This is a genomic window from Brevundimonas sp., assembly GCF_036400995.1.
GTDB lineage: Bacteria > Pseudomonadota > Alphaproteobacteria > Caulobacterales > Caulobacteraceae > Brevundimonas.
Genome location: NZ_DASWWG010000040.1, coordinates 33,638 through 51,236 on the forward strand (window position 1 = coordinate 33,638; position 17,599 = coordinate 51,236).

A 17,599-nucleotide genomic window follows, 5' to 3' on the forward strand; every position below is an offset into this window, starting at 1 on the left:
CAACTCAGAACAGGGCCCGCGCAACACCGTCGCGCGACAGCCGGGGACGTTTCACCCTACATAGTCAGTTCCCGCACGGTTCGCACCCGGGCGATGACGGCTAGGTCGACCGCACGGGCGCCGGCCTCCAGAAGCGCCCTTGCGCAGGCCTCGGCGGTGGCGCCCGTGGTCAACACATCGTCGACCAGAAGGATGCGCCGTCCCCGGATGCGACGCGCGCCCGCGGGCGTGACCTCAAAGGCCTTCTTCACATTCAGGCGACGCCCTCGCGCCGACTTTCCGCCCTGGCTGGTGGTGTGGGTCCGGCGCACGAGGGCGTCGGGCACATAGTCCAGCCCTGCGTCGCGGGCGAGCGGCCGCGCCACCTCCGCCGCCTGGTTGAACCGACGCGACAGCAGCCGCCAGCGGTGCAGCGGCACCGGCGCGATCACATCGGCCTCGGCCAGCAGGGGTGCTGCGGCCCGGCTGAGCCAGCGCGCGAACAGGGGCGCGAACGGTTGGTGGTCGCCGTGCTTGAACTTCAGGATCAGACCGCGCGACGCCTCATCGTACAGGCAGGCCGCCCGGGCCCGGGCGAAGGCGTACGGTTTCGCCAGGCACGCGGCGCACCGGTCGGAGGCGAAGGCTCCGCCGTCCATCTCGGAGGCCGCGCCGCAGCCGTCGCAGACCGGATCCTCGAGGAACACCACCCGGCTCCACGCGTCGGCGGTCAACCCCGCCGAGGCCGTCGCTTCCGGGCTGTCATGCGCCAGCGGCGGCAGCAGCAGATCGGCCACGCCACGGCCGAACCGGACGCCCATCCGGCGGCTGAAACCGGTCGCCGCTTCCCAACGCGCCCGCCAGACCCCATCCTGAAGGCTCATGAGCCCCTCCTCCGGTCCCCCCGTAATCTTCGACAGCCAGCGCCGTACGGCAAGGCTGGAACGCAGCGACAAATCCTTCGCCGGCGCCGACTTCCTGCATGCGCGCGCCGCCCAGACCGCCGTCGACAGCCTGGACGCCCTGCTGCGCGAGTGGCCCGACGTCGCGGACCTGTCCGCCCATCCGGGGCCGTTCGCCGCGGCTCTGGTCGACAGCTACGCCGCCGCGCGGGTCGGCCCGGTGCGCAGCATCGGGGACCGCCTGTCCCGCGCCGGACCGGGCGCCGGGCCTCTGGCGCTGGAGGATCAGTCCCAGGACCTGATCGTCAGCCTGATGAGCCTGCACTGGGCCAATGACCTGCCGGGCGCCCTGAGCCAGATCCGCCGTGCGCTGAAACCGGACGGCCTGTTCGTGGGCACCTTGCTGGGCGCCGGAACCCTGAAGGAGCTGCGCGCGGTCCTGACCGAGGCGGAGCTGGAGCAGCGCGGCGGAGCGCAGGCGCGGGTCTCGCCCTTCGCCGACGGCTTCGACGGCGCGGCCCTGTTGCAGCGGGCGGGCTTCGCCCTGCCGGTGTCGGACGTCGACCGGCTGACCGTGCGCTATCCCGACCTGTTCGCCCTTATCCGCGACCTGCGGGCGATGGGCGAGACCAATGTACTGGCGGGACAAGGCCGCCCCCTGACGCGGGGCATCATCGCCCGCGCGGCCCGGCTCTATGCGGAACGGTTCGGGGAGCCGGACGGTCGCATCCCCGCCACCTTCGAGATCGTGCATCTGGCCGGCTGGGCCCCGCATGACAGCCAGCAGAAGCCCCTGCCGCGCGGTTCGGCGCAGATGCGGCTCGCGGACGCCCTGGGCGTGAAGGAGCAGACGGGCGAGGAGCCCGACGAACGCTAGCCGCCCATCGCGGCGCGCAGCTTGTCCATGGCGGCGTTGAAAATGCCGCTGCCCGTGCCGCCGAAGGCTGTCAGGGCCGACAGGATGACCAGGAAGATCAGGGCGATGATCAGGCCGTACTCGATGGCGGTCGCGCCGTTCTCGTCGCGCCGGAAGCGGGTGAGGAAGCGTTTCATCGTCGCCTCCCTTCCGGACGGCTAGAGCAGATCGCGCAGCCAGGCGATCAGGGGTTCGTCCGCCGGAGGCATGGGATAGTCCACCAGCTGCGCCGGCCGCACCCACTTCAGGGCCGAATGCTCGCGCGCCTGAACCACCCCCGACCAACGTCGGCAGAGGTAAAGTGGCATCAACAGGTGAAAGGACTCGTAACCGTGACTGGTAAACACGAACGGCGAGAGGCAGGCCTCGTTGACGTCGATGCCCAGTTCTTCCCGGAGCTCGCGGATCAGGGCGGCCTCAGGACGCTCGCCCGGCTCGACCTTGCCGCCCGGGAATTCCCACAGCCCCGCCAGCTGCTTGCCCTCGGGCCGCTGGGCGATGAGCACGCGACCGCCGGTGTCAATCAGGGCGACGGCGACGACGAGGACGGTTTTGACGCCTTCACTCACGAGCGATAGTCGCCGTTGATCTCGACGTACCGCTTGGTCAGGTCGCAGGTCCAGACGGTGGCCGAGGCGCGGCCGGAGGCGACATCGACGGTGATGTCGATCTCCGGGTTCTTCATGTAGGCGCTCATCTTCGCCTCGTCGTAGGTCGGCGAGGGCGCGCCGTCGATGGCGGCGACGTGGGGCCCGAACTTGATCATCAGGCGGTCCCGGTCGACCGTCTCCTCGGTCTTGCCGACAGCCATAACCACGCGCCCCCAGTTGGCGTCCTCGCCGGCGAGGGCGGTCTTCACCAGCGGGCTGTCGGCGATCGACTTGGCCAGTTTGCGGGCCGAGGCGGGGCTGGCGGCGCCGTCCACGGTGATCTTGACGAATTTGGTCGCCCCCTCGCCGTCGCGGACCAGCTGGTGGGCGAGGTCCAGCATCACCTCGTCCAGCGCGCGGCTGAAGTCCTTCAGGCGGCGGTCGCCGACCCGGCCGATGCGCGGCGCGCCCGAGGTTCCGGTGGCGAACAGCAGGGCGGTGTCATTGGTCGAGGTATCGCCGTCGACCGTCACGCTGTTGAAGGTGGTGCGAACGTGCAGCCCCAGCAGGGCCTGCAGCACGGCGGGCGAGATGGCGGCGTCGGTGACGATGAAGGCCAGCATGGTCGCCATGTCCGGCGCGATCATGCCCGACCCCTTGGCGATGCCGGCGATCCGGACCTTGTGCCCCTCGATCTCGCACTCGGCGTAAGACCCCTTGGGGAAGGTGTCCGTGGTCATGATGGCCTGACCGGCGCGGGCCCAGTTGTCCGGGTCCAGACCGGCCTCGATGTCATGCAGACGCGAGGCGATCTTGCGATCATCCAGCACCACACCGATGACGCCGGTCGAGGCCAGCATCACGTCGCGCTGGCGGCAGCCGAACCGTTTGGCGACCTCCGAAGCGGTGCGGCGGGCCGCGTCGGCCCCGGCCTTGCCGGTGAAGGCGTTGGCGCAGCCGGCGTTGACGACCAGCGCCCGCACGTCCTTGCCGCCGTCCTCGGCGCCCAGATGGCGCTTGCACCAGTCGACGGGGGCCGAGCCGACCTTGTGGCGGGTGAACACCCCGGCGCAGGTCGTGCCGCGCGCGAAGCTGAACACCACCAGGTCCTCGCGCTCATGCTTGTAGAAGCCCGCGCGGCCGGTGGCGATCTCGACGCCGCCGATGGGCGGGATGGTCGGGAAGGGCACGGCGAGAGGCGAGACCTGCAGGCCGGGCTTGCCGGGCGCGGCGGCGGCGGCCGGCGCGGCCACGGGCTTCGACGGCGTGGTGGCGCGCTTGATCGCGGTGGTCACCGGCTCAAGCGCCTTCTCCAGGGCCTGCTCGATCTTCTGGCCGGTCGACCCGCGACCGGTGTTGGAGGGCGTCTTGCTCATCGGGCCTTGGCGGGAACAGGAGTTGCGGGAGCGGCCGGGGCCGGTTGCGGAACGGTCGGAGCCGAGGCCGGCTCCTGCGAGGGGGCGCCTTCCGCGCCGGGGAGAATCTCGACCTCCGACTTGCGGCGAAGGTCCTCCAGCAGCTGCCGGACGCCCTCATAGGTCAGATAGCGCACGATCTGGGGCCGGGCCTGTTCCAGCGTCGGCGGCGTCTCCCGGCGGCGGTCCTCCACGCGCAGGACGGCCCAGCCGCCCTCGGTCTGGAACGGACCCACCGTCGAGCCGGCGGGCCGGTCGCGCAGGGCGTTGCGATAGGCTTCGGGCATGACGTCGAGGGTCGAATAGCCCAGATCGCCGCCCGAGAAGCGGGTCGCCTCGTCGATCGAGCGCTCCATGGCTACAGCCTCGAACGCGGCGCCCTGCCCCAGAATGCCGACGACGGCGTCGGCCTCGGCGCGGGTGCGCGACAGGATCAGGCGTGTGCGCACCTCCTCCGACGTCCGGGCCAGATCCAGCTGGCCGCGATAGATGGCCTCGACGGCCTGATCGGAAATCTTGTCGTTGACGACGGTCTCGACCAGCATGTCGCCCAGGATGCGCTCCCGGGTCGCGGCCAGCCGGCGCTGGGCCAGCGGCGAATTGTCCAGACCGCGGCGCTCGGCCTCGCGGGCCAGCAGCTTCTGGTCGATGACCTCGTCCAGCACCCGGCGGAACAGGGCGGAGGAGACGTCCAGCGGCTCGCCCTCGCCCACCAGCCCCTGCGCCACGGCCTCCCGTTTGACGTCGGAGGCCCAGATGGTCTCGTCCAGAACGCGGGCCACGGCGCGGTCGCCGGGCTCCGGGGGACGCTCGGATCCGCCGCCCCGGCCACAGGCCGTCACGGTCAGCGCAAGCGCCATCAACAGGGGAAACAGGACGCGGGAAGGCCTCATGCAGGCGCGCTCCGTCTGCGGGCGGCGAAAGGCCCTCGCGTTGACAGGGATAAGGCCGGTGCTTAAGTCCCGCCTGCGCCCAAGTCGAGGGGTTTTCGATCGTTCGCGCGGCCCTCGCGCGCGCCTGTCACGGGCGCACCGGGTCGCCGTCGCCGGAACCCCTCCACGGCGTGCATCCGCCGCCCTTCCGGGACCTCGTACCAGAGCCTGTCGGCTCGCCCGCCTTCGGATCCTCCATGCTCGGCTTCGCCAAGAAGATTTTCGGCTCGTCCAATGACCGCAAGGTCAAGGAGTTCATGAGCCGCGTCCAGAAGATCAACGCGCTCGAGGAGAAGTACGCCGCCTTCTCCGACGACGAGCTGCGGATGATGACGGACACGTTCCGTGATCGCCTCGCCGCCGGCGAGACCACGGACAAGATCATGAACGACGCCTTCGCCGTTGCCCGTGAAGCCTCCCGCCGCGTGCTGGGCCAGCGCCAGTACGACGTGCAGCTGACCGGCGGCATGATCCTGAACGACGGCGGCATCGCCGAGATGCGGACCGGCGAGGGCAAGACCCTGGTCGCCATCGCGCCCGCCTATCTGAACGCCCTGACCGGCAAGGGCGTGCACGTCATCACCGTGAACGACTACCTGGCCCGCCGCGACGCCGAGTGGATGGGTCGCGTCTATCGCTTCCTGGGCCTCGAGGTCGGCGTGATCGTCAACGGCCTGTCGCAGGGCCAGCGCCAGGCGGCCTATGCGGCCGACATCACCTACGGCACCAACAACGAGTTCGGTTTCGACTACCTCCGCGACAACCTGGTCTATGACCGCCGCGAGATGGTGCAGCGTCCGCACCACTTCGCCATCGTCGACGAGGTGGACTCGATCCTGATCGACGAAGCCCGGACCCCGCTGATCATCTCGGGCCCGACCGAGGACCGCTCGGACCTGTATGTGACGGTCGACGCGATCATCAAGGACCTGATCCAGGACAAGACGACCTACGACCTCGACGAGAAGCAGCGCCAGGCCCTGCTGACCGAGGAAGGCTCGGAACTGATCGAGCAGCTGATGGAAGAGCGCGGCCTGTTCGCCGAGGACACCACCGGCCTGTACGACGCGGCCAACATCACCCTGGTGCACCACATCAACCAGGCGCTGCGCGCGAACACCCTGTACCAGAAGGACAAGGACTACATCATCAAGGCCGGCGAGGTGATGCTCATCGATGAGTTCACCGGCCGGATGATGCAGGGCCGCCGCCTGTCGGAAGGTCTGCACCAGGCCATCGAGGCCAAGGAAGGCGTCAAGATCCAGCCCGAGAACCAGACCCTGGCCTCGGTGACCATCCAGAACTATTTCCGCCTCTACGAGAAGCTCTCGGGCATGACCGGCACGGCCGCGACCGAGGCCCAGGAGTTCATGGACATCTACAAGATGGACGTCCTTGAAGTGCCGACCCACCGCCCGATCCAGCGCGTCGACTTCGACGACGAGATCTACCGCACCGAGCGCGAGAAGAACCTCGCCATCGCCGCCCAGATCGCCGAGCGCCACCTGGCCGGCCAGCCGGTCCTCGTCGGCACCGTCTCGATCGAGAAGTCGGAAGTCCTGTCCGACCTGCTGAAGACCTATGTGCACAAGGTCGAGACCGGCCGGACCCTGAAGAAGGAGTTCGAGGGCAAGGCCAAGGAAGCCGAGAAGGTCGGCGATGCGGCCTATGACATCACCTACGAGGTCAAGCTGCGCGGCATCCCGCACAGCGTCCTGAACGCGCGCCAGCACGAGCAGGAAGCCTATATCGTCGCCGACGCGGGCCTGCCCGGCGCGGTGACGATCGCCACCAACATGGCCGGCCGCGGCACCGACATCCAGCTCGGGGGCAACCTCGAGATGCGGATGCAGAAGTGGCGTCAGGACCAGCGCAATCTCGGCGTCGAGGTCACGCCGGAGGCTGAAATCGCCCAGGAAGAGGCCTTCAAGGTCGACATCTCGGAGCAGAAGCAGGTCTCGCTGGCCGCCGGCGGCCTGTACGTGCTGGGCACCGAGCGCCACGAAAGCCGCCGGATCGACAACCAGCTGCGCGGCCGGACCGGCCGTCAGGGCGACCCGGGCGCGTCGAAATTCTTCCTGTCCTGCGAGGACGACCTGCTGCGCATCTTCGCCGGCGATCGTCTGGACGCGATCATGAAGTCGTTCGGCGTCGCCGAGGGCGAGGCCATCAGCCACCCGTGGCTGAACAAGGCCGTCGAACAGGCCCAGAAGCGCGTCGAGACCCGCAACTACGACATCCGCAAGAACCTGCTGAAGTACGACGACGTCGTGAACGACCAGCGCAAGGCGGTGTTCGAACAGCGTCAGGAGTTCATGGACTCCACTGACCTGTCGGAACTGGTCGATGAATTCCGCGCCGATGTGATCAGCGACCTGGTCGAGCGTCATATGCCGCCCAAGGCCTATGCCGAGCAGTGGGACATCGCCGGTCTGGACGAGAAGGTCCGTTCGACCCTGGGTCTGGAGCTGCCGCTCGCCGACTGGGCCGCCGAGGAAGGCGTGTCCAACGAGGAGATCGAGGAGCGGATCGTCGAGGCCGCCAACGCCCGCGCCGCCGAGCGCGTCGAGATGGTCGGCGCCGAGCAGATCCGGGGAATCGAGCGCCAGTTCCTGCTGCAGATGATCGACATGCAGTGGCGCGAGCACCTGGTCCAGCTGGACCACCTGCGCGGCGTCATCGGCCTGCGCGGCTACGGCCAGCGCGATCCGCTGAACGAGTACAAGACCGAAGCCTTCAACCTGTTTGAATCGCTGCTGCACAACCTGCGTCACGACGTGACCCGCTGGCTGATGACGGTCGAGTTCCGCATCCAGGACGCGCCGCCGCCGATGGAGATGCCCGAGTTCCAGGAAATCCACCTGAACCCCGGCACCGGCGAGAACGAGATGGCCAACCCGCTGGCCCAGCTGCCGGAAGGCGCGCTGGAGGGCGAGGATCGCGCCCGCCTGCCGGTCGACGTCCTGCCGGTCGGCTGGGAACGCACCTCGCGCAACGCCGACTGCCCCTGCGGCTCGGGTCGCAAGTTCAAGCACTGCCACGGCAGCCTGGTCTGAGGGCGCTGACGCGCCTCGCTGCCTGAGCGCAGACGGGGTGTGTAGGGTTTGGGAGGCGGGTCCGTGACGGCCCGCCTCTTTTCTTTTGGGGCGGGGGACGAACCGGCTAAGGTCCGCGCATGAGCTACAAGTCCCTGTTCTCGCGCGCCCTGTCGCTGGACCCCGAGCGTCTGCATTTCGCCGCCCACAGCCATCACCTGTGGCCCGACGCCAGTTTCGATGGACAGATGCGGGCCTGGGTGGAAGCCAACCGCTTCGCCGACCGCAAATGGGACCTGATCTTCGGCGAGGTGATCCCGGAGGCGCAGGCGCATGTGGCAAGGGAACTGAACCTCCCCTCGCCCGATAGCGTCGTCTTCGCCACCAACACCCATGAGTTCCTGCTGCGCATCGTTTCGGGCGTGGAGGCGAAACCGGTCCGCATCCTGTCCACCGACGGCGAGTTCCACTCGTTCCGTCGTCAGGGCGAGCGCTGGGAGGAAGCGGGCGAGGCGGTCATCACCCGCATCCCGCTGCATCCGTTCGACACCTTCGAGACCCGCTTCCTCGATGCCGCCCGCGCGGGCGCGTTTGATCTGATCCTGATCAGCCAGGTCTTCTTCCGCACAGGACAGGTTTTCGGCGGCATAACCGAACTGGCGGAACTGGCCCGGCCGGAAGGCCCATGGGTGGTGATCGACGGCTACCACGGCTTCATGGCCATGCCGACCGACCTGTCGGCGGTGGCGGACCGCATCTTCTACGTCGCGGGCGGGTACAAATACGCCATGTCCGGCGAGGGCGCGGGCTTCCTGCACGCGCCGGACGGCTTCTGTCCGCGCCCCGTGATCACCGGCTGGTTCGCCGAGTTCGGCAACCTGACCGGGCCGCCCGACGGGGTGAAGTATCGCGAGGACGCCGGACGCTTCTGGGGCGCGACCCTGGAGGCCACCCCCTTCTACCGGTTCAACGGCGTGCGCCGGATGCTGGACGAGGCGGGACTGACCACCGCCGACGTCGCCGCCCATGCGCGCGGCCTGATGCAGGCCTTCCAGGGCGCCGCGCGGGACGGCCGGGCCGGACGGCTCGACCGGGCCGAACTTCTGAACCCGATCGACGGAGACGGCGTCCGCGCCCGCTTCCTGGCCTACCGCCACGCGGACGCCCAGGACTGGCGCAAACGGCTGCTGGACGCCGGGGTCGTCACCGACGTGCGGGACGATGTGATCCGCTTCGGCTTCGGACTCTATCAGGACACGGCCGACCTGGAGCGGCTAATCGCGACCTGCGCGCGGGTGCTGTGACCTAGAAGAAGGTCGTGTCGTCCTGCTGACGGGCCTCGGGCGCCTTGCGGGCCGGCGGGGTCCGGGTTCCGGGCGCCGGCGTCGGGGCGGGCGTCGCCTGCCCGGGCTGACCCGGCTGGACCGGCGCCGGCGTCTGGCCGGGCACCGGCACCACCTCCGGCAGGGCCGGATAGGGCAGGCTCTGCGGCGTCGGACCACCTTCGGGATAGGCCATCGGCGCCTGGCCGTTGGCATCGACCGCCGGCACGTCGGGCGCCACACGGTCCGGGGCGTCCAGATCATCCCGGATGAAGGCCCACGAGCGCGAATCCGAACAGGCGCAGGCCTTCATGAAGCCTTCGCGGTCACGCCAGATGATCAGCGGGTAGCGGGTCTGAAGCCCCGCCTCGCTGAGGTTCCGGCTCAGCTGGCCGACGAAGTCGCGGCCCGCGTCGACCACCGCCGCTCTCGCCAGATTGCCGTCGGCGGCGGGGATGCCCGCGGCGGTCCAGTTGTTCACCGGCGTCGCCGTCCAGCGCTGGTACAGCACCCAGTCGCGGGTCAGCCACAGCTCGGCCACGGTGGCGCGTTCGGCCGCCGTCGACTGCTGCATGCCCTCGCGGTCGGGGCGGGCGAAGACGAGGATGCGCACCTCAACGCCCGCCGCGCGCAGCTTGGGCGCCTCCTCGCGCTCGAAGCGCTGCATGGCGGCGCTGTCGCGGTAGCCGATGATGTAGAGGGCCTGGCCGCCGCCGCCCGCGGAAATCCACGAGCTTTCGTCCAGCAGGCGCTGGATCTCGACCTGGTTGCGGGTGACCGTCACCGGCTGGAAACGGGCGTAGAAATTCCAGTAGGCCCAGTAGCCGCCGCCCGCGAGAGCGAGGCCGATCACGGCGGCAAGGGCGGACCAGACGAAAAAGCGACGCATGCGGGGGAGCGCTCCAGCTTCACAGTGCGAAGAGGTTAACGCCTAACACCGAAAAGCGCTGCCGCGAACGCCGGAAAGGCGATTCCGCACAGACAAACCGCCGGCCCTCGCGAGAGGACCGGCGGTTTATTGTGCCGGGCCCGCCGACCTTCGACCGGGCAAATCGAAGGTCGGCGGATCAGCGTCCGGGCTTAGCGGAAGCTGATGCCGACGGTGGCGCGACGGTTCAGCGGCTCACGCACGCCGTCGGCGGTCGGGCGGGCCAGCTCGGTTTCACCCTTGCCGTCCACCGAGATCACGCTGCCGCTGACGCCTTGAGCGACCAGGGCGTCAGCCACGGTGCGCGAACGACGGTTCGACAGGCCGATGTTGTACGCCGCCGAACCCGAGGTGTCGGCGTGGCCGACGATCAGGATGCGGGTCGGACGACCCGAGCGGGCGTAGGCGGCGGCTTGCGAGACCACCGACTGGGCTTCGGCCGTCAGGTCCGAGCGATCCCAGTCGAAGTAGACCACGAACTCACGATCGGCCGGGACGGTCGGACGCGGCGGAGCCGGCGGCGGCGGGGCGGGCGGAGCCGGGGGCGGCGGGGGCGGCGGGGCCACGACCGGCGGCGGCGGCGGGGCGGCCACGGCGCCGAACGAATAGCGCAGGCCCAGGCTCACCGAGTGATCCTCGAAGTCGCCCGACAGGCTGTCGGCGCCGTCCGTCATTTCGAGGTCCGAAACGTTCAGATAGCGGTAGGTCAGGTCGATGCTGGCGCGCTCGCTCAGACGCCAGGCGGCGCCGGCCAGCAGTTGCCAGCCCCAGGTGGTGTCGTTGACGTCCTCGAACTCGACCTTGGCGCCGCCGACGCCCGCGCCGACGAACGGACGGAAGGCGGAGTCGCGATCACCGAAGTCGTACAGGACGTTGGCCATCAGGGTGCTGGCGCCGGCGTCGACGTCCGAAACGGTGATGCCGTCCAGTTCGAGCTCGTTGCTCTCGCGATAGCCGGCCTCGGCCTCGATGCGCCAGTTGGCGTTCAGGCGGTAACCCAGACGGCCGAAGGCGGCCCAGTCCTCACCGGCCTGCACATCGACGGGAGCGCAGACGACGCCCGTGCACGCTTCCCACTCGTTGCTTTGCGGCCAGTGGTAGCCGATATCGCCGGCGACATAGACGCCATCCGGGTCAGCCAGCGCCGGGGTGGCGGCGCCGAACAAGGCGAGGAGCGCGGCTCCGGCCATCAGTTGCTTTTTCATGGTCTCTCCCTGAGTCGCCGGGAGAAGCCCCCGAGCCGGGGGTTAAAGGCGAAGCTGGCTTTCGGTTGCACAGCCGGCCGGTGGACGTGCGTCCAGCAGGCCGACTGTGGCGCCGATGCCTCAGGTCACCCCATGGTCGGGATGACGAACGAGCTGTCCGCGTGCTCCAGCGCGCTGTCCGGCCAGCGGGCGGTGACGGTCTTGACCTTGGTCCAGAACTTCACGCCTTCCATGCCGTGCTGGTTGGTGTCGCCGAAGGCCGAGCGCTTCCAGCCGCCGAAGGTGTGATAGGCGACCGGCACCGGGATCGGCACATTGATGCCGACCATGCCGACGTTGACGCGGGCGGCGAAGTCGCGGGCCGCCCGGCCGTTCTGGGTGAAGATGGCGACGCCGTTGCCGTACTGGTGCTTCGACGGCAGGCTCAGGGCCTCCTCGAAGCTGGCGGCGCGCATGATCTGCAGCACCGGGCCGAAGATCTCTTCCTTGTAGGATTCCATGTCCGGCGTGACGTGGTCGAACAGCGACGGGCCGACGAAGTAGCCGTTCTCGTGTCCCTGCAGCTTGAAGCCGCGGCCGTCGACGACCAGCTCGGCGCCGTCCTTGACGCCCTGGTCGATCCAGCCTTCGACGCGCGCCTTGTGGGCGGCGGTGACGACCGGGCCGTAGTGGGCGCCGGCGTCGGTCGAGACGCCGACACGCAGGGTGTCGATCTCGGCGACCATGCGCTCGCGCAGTTCATCGGCGGTCTTCTGACCGACCGGCACCACGACCGGCAGGGCCATGCAGCGCTCGCCCGCCGAACCGAAGGCCGCGCCGGACAGGTCCTTGATGACCTGATCCATGTCGGCGTCAGGCAGGACGATGCCGTGGTTCTTGGCGCCGCCCATGGCCTGGACGCGTTTCCCGTGCTGGGCGCCCAACTGGTAGACGTAGTGGGCAATGTCGGACGAGCCGACGAAGCTGACGGCGTGGACCTGCGGATGGGTCAGGATGGCGTCGACGGCGGTCTTGTCGCCGTGCACGACGTTCAGCACGCCGGCGGGCGCGCCCGCTTCCATCATCAGCTCGGCCAGACGCACCGGCACCGACGGATCACGCTCGGACGGCTTCAGCACGAAGGTGTTGCCGACGGCGATGGCCACGCCGAACATCCACATCGGGATCATGGCCGGGAAGTTGAACGGGGTGATGCCCGAGACGACGCCCAGCGGCTGGCGCATCGAATAGACGTCGATGCCGGGGCCGGCGCCCCAGGTGTATTCACCCTTCAGCGCATGCGGGATGCCGCAGGCGAACTCGATGACTTCCAGACCGCGCTGGATGTCGCCCTTGGAGTCCGCGATGACCTTGCCGTGCTCGCTGGACAGCATCTCGGCCAGTTCGTTCATGTTCGCCTCGACCAGACGCTTGAACTCGAACATCACGCGGGCGCGGCGCTGCGGGTTGGTCGAGGACCAGCCGTCGAAGGCGGCCTGGGCGGCCTGGACGGCGCGATCAACCTCGCCGGTCGTGGCCAGCTGGACCCGGGCCTGGACGTCACCGGTGTTCGGGTTGAACACGTCGCTGAAGCGGCCCGAGGCGCCCGTGAACGACGCGCCGTCGATGAAGTGATGGATGTCACGCATGGTGGAGGCGTTTCCCTGAACCGAACTCTTGTTCTTGTGGGCGGCGGTTTAGCCGCTGGCGTCGCGGGGCGCCAGCGCGACCGTCAGACCGCCGCGTCGAACAGGGCGTCGCGGGCGACGTCGGCCTTCAGCATGGGGAAGAAATGCGTGCCGCCATGGACGGTCTCGACCGAGACGTCCGGCAGTCCCCGCAGGCCCGGCGAGGGGAAGCAGGTGGAGCCGGCCTCCGCCTTGAGGATGCGAACGGGACGACCGACCCGTTTCAGGGCCCGCCACGGGTCGTGCGACTGGGCGGCGTAGTTGGAGGCCTCCCACTCCGGGGCGCAGGCCAGGGCGAAACCGTCGGGCCCCTCGACCAGGCCATCGGCGAGATAGTCGGCGATCATCATCTCCGGCCAGCCCCGGAAGGCGCCGCGCCCGGAATAGGCGGTCAGCGCCTGCTCCCGGCTTTCGAACACGGCGCGTCGCTTCAACGCGCCCTTCACCAGAGGGATATGACCCGGCAGGCGGTCGAACCCCGGCAGCTGGAACAGGGCCACGCTCAGCCGCCCCCAGATCACGGGATCCATCAGGACCAGCCGGGACACCGCGTCGGGGCGCTCGGCGGCGGCCAGCAAGGCCGAGGTGCCGCCCATCGAGTGACCGGCCAGAACGACAGGAGGACCGTCCAGTTCATCCAGCAGGGCGGCGAGATCATCGCGATGGTCGCTCCAGCCGCGGCGGCCGTCGCGCCGGGTCGGCAGGGTGGTGTGGCCGTGCCCGCGCAAGTCGGGCGCCCAGATGCGCAAGGTGCCCGACAGCGGAGCCAGCAGCGTCCGGTAGGTCATGGCGTTGAAGCCGTTGGCGTGGACGAAGATCAGATCGACCGGCCGCTTCGGATCACCGAAATCCAGCACGGACAATTCGCCGGCTCCCCATCGGTTGTCGATGGGCAGGCTCAGGCGACGGGGCGGGGAGAGCCGGATCGCGTCCATGCGAGAGAGATAGAGCCCCCTCCGCGCGTTTTCCAGAGAAACCGACTCGCGGTCAGGCCGCGACGCGGCAGGCCGGGCAACGGCCGTGGGCCTCGATCGTGGTGCGCTCGATCGCATACCCTGCCGCCGCGGCGGCCTTGTCCAGCCCGTCCGCCACGGTCGCGGAGACCTCTTCGGTCGCGCCGCAGCAGTCGCAGATCAGGAAGGCGGCGGCGTGGTCGGCCTTGCCGGACGAACAGGCGACATAGGCGCTGATCGAGGCGATCCGGTGGGCCAGTCCCTTGCGCTCGAGGAACTCCAGCGCGCGATAGACGGTCGGCGGCTTGGCGGGCTGGCCGTCCTCGCCGAAGCGGGCGATCAGGTCATAGGCCTTCACCGGCTCACCGGCGGCCAGCAGGAGTTCGAGCACGCGGGACCGCGCGGCGGTCATCCGCTCGCCCTCGCCCGTCACACGAGCGTCGGCGGCGGCGAGCGCCAAGGCCACGGTCGCGGCCGACGGCGGACCGTCGTGGTGGTGGTGATGACAGCTGTCGCCCATGTGCAGAGAGCTAATGCTTCCCCTTCCCCGCCGCAACCGGAACCGGCCGGCGCGGCTATTGCAAAGTGTAACAGTATAACATATCCAACCCGACAGGGTTCACTGTCGGGTATCGTCCTATGCGTCTCTCCCTCCTCCTGACCGCCGCCAGCGGTTTCGCCCTTGTCGCCGGCGGGGCCCTCGCCCAGTCCAGCACCGGCCAGACGCCGCAGCAGGCGACCGAGCTGGACGAGGTGGTCGTCACCGGCGTCCCCTTCGGCATCAACCAGCGAGCCACGACCATCGCCACCACCGTGCTGGATGAGCAAGCCTTGGCCCAGGCTCCCGCGGCGTCGCTCGGCGATCTGGTCAACGGCCTGCCGGGCGTGCGCTCGACCGATTTCGCCCCGGGCGCCAGCCGTCCGGTGATCCGCGGACTTTCGGGCCCGCGCGTGCAGGTCCTGACCAATGGCATCGGCCTGATCGACGCCAGCTCCGTCTCGCCGGATCACCAGGTCGCCACCGACCCTGCGGAAGCCAACCGTATCGAGATCGTGCGCGGCCCGGCGACCCTGGCCTACGGCGGCACCGCCATCGGCGGCGTGGTCAATGTTCTGGACGACCGTATCCCCGACCAACTGCCGGACGGCGTGGACGGGCTGGTCTCGACCCAGGCCTCCAGCGTCGACGACGGCTGGGCCGCCTCGGGCCGCGCGACCTTCGCCCTCGGCCCGGTCGCCGTGAACGTCGAAGGCGTGAAGAAGGACGCCTCGGACTACGACATCCCGACGCCGGCCATCTCGCAGCGACTGGCCGATGCGGAAGGCATTTCGCGCGGCGACGGCGGCACGCAACCGAACAGCTTCTCCCAGCTGGAAAGCTGGGGGCTGGGCGCGTCCTGGATCGGCTCGCGCGGCTACATCGGCGCGTCCTACAAGGACCTGTCCTCGACCTACGGCACCGTGGCCGAGCCGGACGTCTTCATCGAGCTGAAGCAGACCCGCGAAGATGTGCGCGGCGAACTGCGCTTCGACAGCGGTCCGTTCCAGGCAATCCGCGGTTCGGCCGGCCATGCCGAGTACACCCACACCGAGTTCGAGGGTCCGGGCGAGCCGGGCACCATTTTCAACTCCGACGGTCAGGAAGGCCGTATCGACCTGGTCCAGCGCGAGCGGAACGGCTGGAACGGCGCCGTCGGCGTCCAGGCCCTGTCGCGGACCTTCGAAGCCATCGGCGATGAGGCCTTCGTCCCCTCGAGCAAGATCGAGGAGGCCGGCATCTACACCGTCCAGCGCCTCGACCGTGACGGCTGGGGGCTGGAAGGCGGCCTGCGCTATGACCGCCGCACGCTGGCGGCCGATCCCCTCGACGGCGGCGCCCGGGTTGATCGCAGCTTCGACAACTGGTCGGGTTCGGCTGCGGCCTTTGTCCGGCCGACGCACAACCTGTTCCTCGGCCTGAGCCTGGCCCACAACGAGCGCGCCCCGTCCGAGGTCGAGCTGTTCGCCGACGGCCTGCACGTCGCCACCGCCGTCTATGAGACCGGCGATGTGACCCTGGACAACGAGAAGGTGACGACGCTTGAAGGCACCGTGCACTACGACGCGGGCCGATTCCGCGGCGACCTGCACGTCTATGCGTCCAGGTACGACGGCTTCATCGACGAGCGTCCGACCGGGGCCACCTTCGTCGACGACGGCGAGGAATTCCCGATCTTCCAGTTCACCCAGACCGACGCCGAGTTCCGCGGTTTCGAAGCCGAAGCGGCTTACGAAATGTGGAGCTCGGGTGACCGGGCGCTGGCGGTGGAAGGCGCCGCCGACTACGTCCACGCCGACACCGATCTGGGACCCGCAGCGCGGATCCCGCCGTACAGCCTGACCGGCCGCCTGGTCTGGACCTCCACCCCGTTCGACGCGACCTTCGAGGTGCGTCACGTCGGCGAGCAGGATCGCCTGGCAGAGTTCGAACTCGGCACCGACAGCTACACCCTGGTGAACCTGTCCGGCGTCTGGCGCCCGTTCAGCGACCGCAACGTCTCGGTCTTCGCCGAGGGCCGCAACCTGACGGACGAGGAGGCCCGCGAGCACGTCAGCTTCCTGAAGGATGTCGCACCACTGCCGGGTCGCAACCTGCGGGTGGGCGTCAGCTACCGCTTCTAGAAGAACCAGGAAGGCGAGCCGGTTTGCCGGTCCGTGAACTGTGGGCTAGAAGGCCCGCCTTCCTCTTTTTTACAGAGCCTGACCGCGTCCATGACCGACACCACCGCCCAGACCGCCGGCCTGACCGGAAACGTCCTGTTCTACACCCAGCCGGAGCCGCTGTCGGCTGAAGCCCACGGCGCCCTGGGCGTGAACCCGACCGAGAAGCCGTACGCCTTCGCCGGCGTCACCAACCTGGTGCCGCTGACGGTCACCGAGTTTGCTCCGGCCGCCCTGTCCTACCCGGTGATCTTCGCCGGCGACGCCAAGCAGCCGGTCGCCGTGATGGGCCTGCGCCAGGGTGAGAACCTGTTCGTCAGCGAAGCGGGCGACTTCCGTCCCGAAGCCTACATCCCGGCCTACGTCCGCCGCTATCCGTTCGTCTTCGCCAACGACGACGTCGAGAAGCGCCTGATCCTGTGCGTCGACCGCGCCGCGCCGTTCCTCACCGAAGGCGGCCAGACCCCGCTGTTCGTCGACGGCCAGCCGTCGCAGTACACCCAGCAGGCCATGGAGTTCTGCAACAATTTCGAACAGGAGCGCCTGCGCACCGAGGCGTTCGTGAAGCTGCTGACCGAACTCGACCTGTTCGAGAGCAAGGAAGCCGTCTTCACCCCGCGCAACCCGGACGGCACCGCCGCCGCCCCGCAGAAGCTGGCCGAGTATTTCGCCGTCTCGGAAGACAAGCTGAAGGCCCTGCCGGCCGACAAGCTGGCCGAGCTGCGCGACAACGGCGCCCTGGGCCAGATCTACGCCCACCTGACCTCGCTGCTGGGCTGGGACCGCCTGATCGCCATCGCCTTCACGCGCCAGGCCCCCGCCGCCAACGCCTGATCGACCCTCCGGTCGACGAGATTGCGCCCCGCCGGTCCCCGGCGGGGCGATTTTGTGTCCCCGTCATCCGCAGAGATCGGGAAATCGTCAGCGGATGATCCGACTGTCCGGTGAGGGTGGGAAGCGGAAGTTCACGCTCACCTTCCAAACTGATTTTGGTCAGCATAGACGTGCGGGTAGATTTCTGGCTGACGCGATCCATCGTAGGCCCAAGGTAGCCG

General features: G+C 69.1%; 15 protein-coding genes. 5 read left to right on the plus strand and 10 right to left on the minus strand.

Annotated elements, in window-relative coordinates; translation table 11 throughout:
* Positions 1 to 56 precede the first annotated feature (56 nt).
* Positions 57 to 863 carry a ComF family protein gene (locus VGE03_RS05755; RefSeq protein WP_331045519.1) on the minus strand — a complete coding sequence of 269 codons (807 nt, stop codon included), beginning with the start codon at positions 861 to 863 and terminating at the stop codon, positions 57 to 59.
* Here VGE03_RS05755 and VGE03_RS05760 point away from each other — a divergent pair.
* Positions 862 to 1,758, plus strand: a complete 897-nt coding sequence (locus VGE03_RS05760; RefSeq protein ID WP_331045520.1) for a methyltransferase domain-containing protein — start codon at positions 862 to 864, stop codon at positions 1,756 to 1,758. The genes VGE03_RS05755 and VGE03_RS05760 overlap by 2 nt on opposite strands.
* Here VGE03_RS05760 and VGE03_RS05765 read toward each other — a convergent pair.
* Genes VGE03_RS05765 through VGE03_RS05780 form a run of 4 tightly spaced genes read right to left on the minus strand, consistent with a single transcriptional unit; the run spans position 1,755 to position 4,695 of the window.
* A complete protein-coding gene (locus tag VGE03_RS05765; RefSeq protein ID WP_331045521.1) occupies positions 1,755 to 1,934 on the minus strand; it encodes a Flp family type IVb pilin in 180 nt (59 codons plus the stop codon). The genes VGE03_RS05760 and VGE03_RS05765 overlap by 4 nt on opposite strands.
* 21 nt (positions 1,935 to 1,955) lie before the next feature.
* Positions 1,956 to 2,366 (minus strand): (deoxy)nucleoside triphosphate pyrophosphohydrolase, encoded by a 411-nt coding sequence (locus tag VGE03_RS05770; RefSeq protein ID WP_331045522.1) that lies wholly within the window; start codon positions 2,364 to 2,366, stop codon positions 1,956 to 1,958.
* On the minus strand, positions 2,363 to 3,763 hold the full coding sequence (argJ, locus tag VGE03_RS05775; protein ID WP_331045523.1) for a bifunctional glutamate N-acetyltransferase/amino-acid acetyltransferase ArgJ: 1,401 nt from the start codon (positions 3,761 to 3,763) through the stop codon (positions 2,363 to 2,365). The genes VGE03_RS05770 and argJ overlap by 4 nt, the downstream gene beginning before the upstream one ends.
* Complete coding sequence (locus tag VGE03_RS05780) at positions 3,760 to 4,695, minus strand: peptidylprolyl isomerase (RefSeq protein ID WP_331045524.1); 936 nt, start codon at positions 4,693 to 4,695, stop codon at positions 3,760 to 3,762. Before VGE03_RS05780 ends, argJ begins: the two co-directional genes overlap by 4 nt.
* Before the next feature lie 236 nt (positions 4,696 to 4,931).
* On the opposite strand from VGE03_RS05780, the gene secA reads away from it, so the two are divergent.
* Both secA and VGE03_RS05790 read left to right on the plus strand, forming a co-directional pair.
* The gene (secA, locus tag VGE03_RS05785) at positions 4,932 to 7,790 is read left to right on the plus strand and encodes a preprotein translocase subunit SecA (protein WP_331045525.1); all 2,859 of its coding nucleotides are present in this window, start codon (positions 4,932 to 4,934) and stop codon (positions 7,788 to 7,790) included.
* 119 nt (positions 7,791 to 7,909) lie between these two features.
* A complete protein-coding gene (locus VGE03_RS05790; RefSeq protein ID WP_331045526.1) occupies positions 7,910 to 9,073 on the plus strand; it encodes an aminotransferase class V-fold PLP-dependent enzyme in 1,164 nt (387 codons plus the stop codon).
* A gap of 1 nt (position 9,074) precedes the next feature.
* Here the strand turns inward: VGE03_RS05790 and VGE03_RS05795 are convergent, their stop codons facing one another.
* The 5 genes from VGE03_RS05795 to VGE03_RS05815 form a co-directional block, all read right to left on the minus strand.
* Positions 9,075 to 9,980 (minus strand): hypothetical protein, encoded by a 906-nt coding sequence (locus VGE03_RS05795; RefSeq protein ID WP_331045527.1) that lies wholly within the window; start codon positions 9,978 to 9,980, stop codon positions 9,075 to 9,077.
* Positions 9,981 to 10,171: 191 nt separating this feature from the next.
* A complete protein-coding gene (locus VGE03_RS05800; RefSeq protein WP_331045528.1) occupies positions 10,172 to 11,224 on the minus strand; it encodes an OmpA family protein in 1,053 nt (350 codons plus the stop codon).
* Positions 11,225 to 11,349: 125 nt separating this feature from the next.
* Positions 11,350 to 12,852 (minus strand): CoA-acylating methylmalonate-semialdehyde dehydrogenase, encoded by a 1,503-nt coding sequence (locus tag VGE03_RS05805; protein ID WP_331045529.1) that lies wholly within the window; start codon positions 12,850 to 12,852, stop codon positions 11,350 to 11,352.
* Positions 12,853 to 12,935: 83 nt separating this feature from the next.
* Positions 12,936 to 13,826, minus strand: a complete 891-nt coding sequence (locus VGE03_RS05810) for an alpha/beta hydrolase (RefSeq protein ID WP_331045530.1) — start codon at positions 13,824 to 13,826, stop codon at positions 12,936 to 12,938.
* A 52-nt stretch (positions 13,827 to 13,878) separates the two neighbouring features.
* Positions 13,879 to 14,364 (minus strand): Fur family transcriptional regulator, encoded by a 486-nt coding sequence (locus tag VGE03_RS05815; protein WP_331045531.1) that lies wholly within the window; start codon positions 14,362 to 14,364, stop codon positions 13,879 to 13,881.
* 119 nt (positions 14,365 to 14,483) lie between these two features.
* Here VGE03_RS05815 and VGE03_RS05820 point away from each other — a divergent pair, with 119 nt between their 5' ends.
* Positions 14,484 to 16,505, plus strand: a complete 2,022-nt coding sequence (locus VGE03_RS05820; RefSeq protein WP_331045532.1) for a TonB-dependent receptor — start codon at positions 14,484 to 14,486, stop codon at positions 16,503 to 16,505.
* Between the two features lie 90 nt (positions 16,506 to 16,595).
* Positions 16,596 to 17,378: a SapC family protein gene (locus VGE03_RS05825; protein WP_331045533.1), complete on the plus strand. Its 783-nt coding sequence runs from the start codon at positions 16,596 to 16,598 to the stop codon at positions 17,376 to 17,378.
* The last annotated feature ends 221 nt before the right edge of the window (positions 17,379 to 17,599 follow it).

Coding starts and splice junctions, on each gene's coding strand:
- VGE03_RS05760 (WP_331045520.1), top strand. CDS start 862: ATGAGCCCCTCCTCCGGTCCCCCCGTAATCTTCGACAGCCAGCGCCGT.
- VGE03_RS05755 (WP_331045519.1), bottom strand. CDS start 863: ATGAGCCTTCAGGATGGGGTCTGGCGGGCGCGTTGGGAAGCGGCGACC.
- VGE03_RS05765 (WP_331045521.1), bottom strand. CDS start 1,934: ATGAAACGCTTCCTCACCCGCTTCCGGCGCGACGAGAACGGCGCGACC.
- argJ (WP_331045523.1), bottom strand. CDS start 3,763: ATGAGCAAGACGCCCTCCAACACCGGTCGCGGGTCGACCGGCCAGAAG.
- VGE03_RS05780 (WP_331045524.1), bottom strand. CDS start 4,695: ATGAGGCCTTCCCGCGTCCTGTTTCCCCTGTTGATGGCGCTTGCGCTG.
- secA (WP_331045525.1), top strand. CDS start 4,932: ATGCTCGGCTTCGCCAAGAAGATTTTCGGCTCGTCCAATGACCGCAAG.
- VGE03_RS05790 (WP_331045526.1), top strand. CDS start 7,910: ATGAGCTACAAGTCCCTGTTCTCGCGCGCCCTGTCGCTGGACCCCGAG.
- VGE03_RS05795 (WP_331045527.1), bottom strand. CDS start 9,980: ATGCGTCGCTTTTTCGTCTGGTCCGCCCTTGCCGCCGTGATCGGCCTC.
- VGE03_RS05800 (WP_331045528.1), bottom strand. CDS start 11,224: ATGAAAAAGCAACTGATGGCCGGAGCCGCGCTCCTCGCCTTGTTCGGC.
- VGE03_RS05805 (WP_331045529.1), bottom strand. CDS start 12,852: ATGCGTGACATCCATCACTTCATCGACGGCGCGTCGTTCACGGGCGCC.
- VGE03_RS05810 (WP_331045530.1), bottom strand. CDS start 13,826: ATGGACGCGATCCGGCTCTCCCCGCCCCGTCGCCTGAGCCTGCCCATC.
- VGE03_RS05815 (WP_331045531.1), bottom strand. CDS start 14,364: ATGGGCGACAGCTGTCATCACCACCACCACGACGGTCCGCCGTCGGCC.
- VGE03_RS05820 (WP_331045532.1), top strand. CDS start 14,484: ATGCGTCTCTCCCTCCTCCTGACCGCCGCCAGCGGTTTCGCCCTTGTC.
- VGE03_RS05825 (WP_331045533.1), top strand. CDS start 16,596: ATGACCGACACCACCGCCCAGACCGCCGGCCTGACCGGAAACGTCCTG.